The following is a 5,172-nucleotide window of genomic DNA, read 5'->3' as shown; positions in this document are numbered from 1 at the left end:
TACATACAGTTTCAAGCCATCGACCTTGCTTATAATCACCTCCTCTCCGGGTTCTACCCGGCCGCTTTCTGAGGTTGCTGTCCATTGTTCACCTTCAATGAATACAATTCCTCTGGGGTTCAGAGCTACCCTGACCTCGGCCGTCCTACCGATCAGCTCTTCCCGCCCGGCCGCTACCTTGAGCTGGTGGGCGCGGATTCCCCATATGACGGAAATGGCAATGAAACCAATAGAAAAAATAGTGCCGATAATAATCAGCCACGGGTCTATTTGAAATCCACCTATCTGAGGCAATGGAGACCTCCGGGGAAGCGAGACTCAGCAACAGGTACCAGTGTATGCATGTAGATGGCGCTTATAATTGATAGACTCAACGGCTCTCCTCCTGTTTTTTCCTGGTCACGTATAGTTTCAGGCTATCAACCCTGTCGATAACTACGTCTTCACCGGGTTCTACCCGGCCTGCTTCTGAAATTGCCGTCCACCGCTCTCCCCTGTAGCGGACGATTCCTTCCGGCGCCAGAGGGACCAGGACGGTAGCTGTCTTCCCGGTCAGTTCTTCTTTGCCGGTGAATGCCTGACGGCGGTGTGCCCCGATCACCTGGCTGACGATAAGGGTAAAAAGGGCGGTAAGGAAAGCGGCGATGCTGGCAATCAGCCAGGGGTTTACCCGGAATAAAGGGCCTCCTTTGAAGAGAATCAAAGAGCCCAGCACCAGGGCAACCAGGCCCCCTCCGGTGAACAGGCCAAAACTGGAGGTAAACACCTCGGCGATGAAGAGGGCAAAGGCGAGGACGATGAGCAGGACTCCGGCATAGTTTACCGGCAGCATCCCCAGTGAGAAGAAAGCCAGTAACAGGGCGATGGCGCCGATGATACCGGGAAAGATAAGCCCCGGGTTGGAGATTTCCACGAAGAGGCCGAGCATCGCCAGGCTCAACAGCAGGTAAGCGATATTGGGGTCACTGATGACATAGAGAAAGTCTTCGATGGTGTTCATACTGAGATGGTTGATAACCGCAGTTTGAGTTTCGAGGGTGACGGTAGTGCCGCCGAGCATGGTCACCTGATGTCCGTCAAGCCGGGAGATGAGGCTGGGCAGGTCAGGGGCGACCATATCAATGACGTTTAGTTCCAGGGCTTCCTGCTCGGTGGCGGAAACGCTTTCCCGCACCGCTTGTTCAGCCCATTCCATGTTGCGTCCGTGAGCTTCAGCGATGCTCCTGATATAAGCGGCGGCGTCATTGACCACCTTCCCTTCCATGACTTCGGACATTGCCGATTCACCCTCAGCGCCTATCGATACCGGATGCGCGGCGCCGATAGCGGTATTTGGAGCCATGGCCGCTACATGAGCGGCGACGGTAATGAATACCCCGGCCGAGGCGGCTCTGGCTCCGGAGGGAGCGACATAGACCACCACCGGGACCCGGGCACTGACGATGTCCTGGACAATATCACGCATGGAAGTGTCCAGTCCGCCGGGGGTGTCCAACTGGATGATAACGGCGGTAGCGTTGGTTTCTTCAGCATGGGCAATACCCCGTTTAATGTAATCAGCCACCACGGGGTTAATGGCTCCCTTAACGGTGAGCACATCAATCGCAGGAGTAGCCGCCTGAGCTTCAACGGCGACAAGAGCCACGGTTAACAGACTCAATAACATCAGAATACGTATAATTCTTAACATGGTCGGCCTTCAAACAGGAAGAGTAGTAAACATATTGTATAGTTACTGTCCGCTTATTGCAATGTTACCGGGGAAATGTTGAACAGCCGGCTGAAGTTAGTGTAAACTTTACCCGCTACCCAATTTGTAAAGGACGTGATGTATTTATGCCAGAGCAAAGGTGTAAAGGAACTTGTGACCTGTCTCCTGATGAAATGAGAAGGTTCCGGTTGCTTGAGGGATTATTCAGGGACTGCTGTCAGGGGCGTGGGTATGAAGAGGTCAGGACTCCTACCCTTGAGTATCTGCACCTGTTCACCTCAATCGGGACACTCACCCCCGGCCGGCTGCGCCGGGTATATTCCTTCCTTGACTGGGACGGCTGGAGCGGGGAAAGAGTGGTACTGAGGCCTGACGGGACGATACCGATCGCCCGGTTTTACATTGATACCATGGCTGATAGAGATGTGGCCAAGCTCTTTTATGTGACCAATGTCTTCAGTTTTGAGGAGACAGGAAAAGAGACCAGGGAGAAATGGCAGTGCGGGACGGAGCTTATCGGGGCCGGTTCCACGGTGGCGGATGTAGAGCTGGTGACGCTGGCCCTGGAAGTCTTGCGCAAAGCCGGGCTTAAAGACATCGAGCTGAGGCTGTCGCATGCCGGGCTGATAAAGGCATTGCTGTCTAAATTCGGGCTGAGTCACGGTGAGCAAGACAGGGTGTTTGACCGGATTCTGGACGGGGATTTATCCGCGCTGGTTGAGGCAAAACCGGAAAACCCTGAGCCGGGCCGGGCTTTGGCCCCTTTACTGGATATGAAAGGAAGGTCATCCGGTTTCCTGAAAAACCTGAGGGCGCTTTTTAATCATGATTTACCTGAGCTCGAAGCCTCTCTGGATAATTTTATCGAAACCGTTAATCTTATCGAATCGCTGGGCTTCAGCTATCAAATTGATATCACTTCGGGACGGGGCTTTGAGTACTATACCGGCATGATGTTCCAGCTTTTTGCCGGTGACGAGCATGTTGGCGGCGGCGGCAGGTATGATGCCCTGATTCCGCTGATGGGCGGGCGAGATGTCCCGGCTTCAGGCTTCGCTCTCTATCTTGACCGTCTGATGAACCTGATCGAGCCGGAACCTCCAGCGGGTAGCCATCTTCAAGGGGTGCTGATCAAGGTCGAGTCCGGAAGCGACCTGTTAAAAGACGGTTTTCGGCTGGCTGATTCTATCCGCGAAGCCGGTTATACCGCCGAGGTGTACCTGGGTGGTCAACCTCCGGCTAACCGGCGCTGGGTGCTGGATATTAAGGGTGCTGTTCCACCACTGGTACTGATGGAACAGCTCAGCCAGAAGAAGTTTGAGCTTAACAGTGCGGATGAAGTGCTGGCGGTTCTGGGAGAGAAGCCGGGTTGATGGAAATTTGAAGATGCCATTCCAGCGAAAGCTGGAATCCAGAAGTGGGGAGGTAAGGTCTGGATTCTGGCCTTCGCCAGAAATGATAATAAAGATAATAAAGGATGTATAATCTTCTTACTCGTGGGAAGGATTTCAACTCCACCCGGATTGCTTCGCCTCCCGACAAGTCGGGATGGTTTCGCAATGACACTTTCAGCGGCTTTAATACATGGGATAGGGTTATATCATTAAGGTGCAAGGTGAACAAACAAATGAAAATAGCGTTACCTAAAGGCCGTCTCCTGCCCGGGACGGCGGCCTTACTGGAGAGGGCGGACTGGGGGCTGAGCTCATATCAGGAGGGAATGCGTTCCTATCGCCTGACGTCCCTCCGCTTCCCTGACCTTTTCGCCAAGGTATTCCACGAGAAGGATATCCCAGTCCAGGTTGCCGTGGGTAATTATGACCTGGGAATATGCGGACTGGACTGGGTGGAAGAGCTTCTGGTTAAATACCCGAGTTCGGCTCTGGTCAAGATCAGGAAGCTGGGTTACGGTGAGGGCGCCCTGTACGTGGTTGCCGCGAGGGGTGGAGTGGTATCAGACCCGGAGGAAATACAGGGGCGGGAGGAACTGATACGGCTGGCCAGCGAATACCCTAATCTGGCCGAATCTTTCGCCCTGGAGCGCCGGCTGCGGCGGTTCAGTGTTTTCCCCCTGTGGGGGGCCGCCGAGGCTTATCCGCCGGATAGCGCTGACTTGGCGCTGATTTCCGGGGGGGTAAATGAAGAGTCTTTTAATCATGGACTGGTGCCGGTGAGCGATGTCCTCGCTTTCAGCGCCGTTATTATCGCCAATAAGGATAGCTGGGAGACCAAAGACCTCAGCCGGGTACTGGCTTCTCTCGATGGCGGGCTACCCGGCGTGGAGAAGCGCTCTATGCCGGTGGCTGCCGGAAGGGAGAGAACACCCGGAGCATATCCTGCTCCTCAGGAGGTGACTGATGATGCCGTCCGGCTGGCTTTGCCGGACGGACACCAGCAGTCACCCACGGTTAAGCTTTTGAATAAAGCGGGCATGAAAATTGATGATTATCCGTCGGCAACGGGCAACCGCCGTCCCTCTCCCGCCATGGAAGGGGTCACAGCTAAGGTCATCAGGCCCCAGGATATGCCCCTGCAGGTGGCTAACGGCAACTTCGATCTGGCTATTACCGGCAAAGACTGGCTGACAGAGCATCTTTACCAGTTCCCGTCCAGCCCGGTGACCGAGCTTCTCGACCTTAAATTCGGCTGGGTAAAAATCGTGGCTGTGGTCTGTAATGACCTGCCGGTCACTGAGGTTGCCGAATTAAAGTCGGTCTTCGCCGGGCGGGGAATGCCCATCCGGGTAGCCTCGGAGTACATTAATATCGCCGATAAATGCGCCCGTGACAATCACCTCGGCAGGTACCGGGTGGTGCCTACCTGGGGAGCTACCGAGGCCTTTCTGCCGGAGGATGCCGACCTGCTCATCGAAAATACGGAGACCGGGGGTACTATCGCCCGGCACAACCTCAAAATCATTGACACTATGTTTGAGTCGACGGCCCGCCTCATCGGGAACCGGGACAGCGTCAGCAGTCCGGCGAAGAGGCAGAGGATAAAGTCGATTACCGAGATCTTGCGTAAAGCCGTAGAAGATTAAAGAAGTGAAGATTATTGAAGGTTTTCAGTCGGTCAGAGAAGCCCTGTCCCGGCGGGCGGCGAAAGAAACGCCGGATGCACTCGCCCGTGAGCAGTCGGTCAGACAAATCATCGATGACGTGCGCCGCCAGGGTGATGCCGCCCTCTTTGACTACACCCTGAAGTTTGACGGGGTCAGTTTGACCTCTCTGGAGGTCTCAAAAGAGGCGGTAAGCAATGCTCACAAGCATGTTGATGCCGGTCTGGTGTCCGCTCTCAAGCTGGCATCGGAAAGAATATGCTCCTTCCACACCGCCCAGAAAAAGGCTCTCGGTGACGGGTTTTCGCAAAACGGATTGAGGCAACTGGTACGCCCGTTGGAGCGTGTCGGCGTTTATGTGCCCGGCGGGACTGCCCGCTATCCGTCGACGGTGCTGATGACG

General features: G+C 55.0%; 5 protein-coding genes. 3 read left to right on the top strand and 2 right to left on the bottom strand.

Annotated elements, in window-relative coordinates:
* Both Q8Q07_03445 and Q8Q07_03440 read right to left on the bottom strand, forming a co-directional pair.
* The coding region (locus Q8Q07_03445; protein ID MDP3879345.1) for an NfeD family protein at window positions 1–294 on the bottom strand (294 nt) is incomplete at its 3' end.
* A gap of 76 nt (window positions 295–370) precedes the next feature.
* Window positions 371–1,690: a nodulation protein NfeD gene (locus Q8Q07_03440; protein ID MDP3879344.1), complete on the bottom strand. Its 1,320-nt coding sequence runs from the start codon at window positions 1,688–1,690 to the stop codon at window positions 371–373.
* Between the two features lie 146 nt (window positions 1,691–1,836).
* Here Q8Q07_03440 and Q8Q07_03435 point away from each other — a divergent pair, with 146 nt between their 5' ends.
* From Q8Q07_03435 to Q8Q07_03425, 3 genes are all read left to right on the top strand, one after another.
* A complete protein-coding gene (locus Q8Q07_03435) occupies window positions 1,837–3,084 on the top strand; it encodes an ATP phosphoribosyltransferase regulatory subunit (GenBank protein MDP3879343.1) in 1,248 nt (415 codons plus the stop codon).
* A 254-nt stretch (window positions 3,085–3,338) separates the two neighbouring features.
* Window positions 3,339–4,751, top strand: coding sequence for an ATP phosphoribosyltransferase (gene hisG, locus Q8Q07_03430; GenBank protein ID MDP3879342.1), 1,413 nt, complete (start codon window positions 3,339–3,341; stop codon window positions 4,749–4,751).
* Between the two features lie 4 nt (window positions 4,752–4,755).
* A partial coding sequence (locus Q8Q07_03425) for a histidinol dehydrogenase (GenBank protein ID MDP3879341.1) occupies window positions 4,756–5,172 on the top strand: 417 nt, incomplete at its 3' end.

The organism is Dehalococcoidales bacterium (assembly GCA_030698765.1).
GTDB lineage: Bacteria > Chloroflexota > Dehalococcoidia > Dehalococcoidales > UBA2162 > JAUYMF01.
Note: the sequence above shows the minus strand (reverse complement) of the source record. Positions and strands in the feature narration are given on the sequence as shown.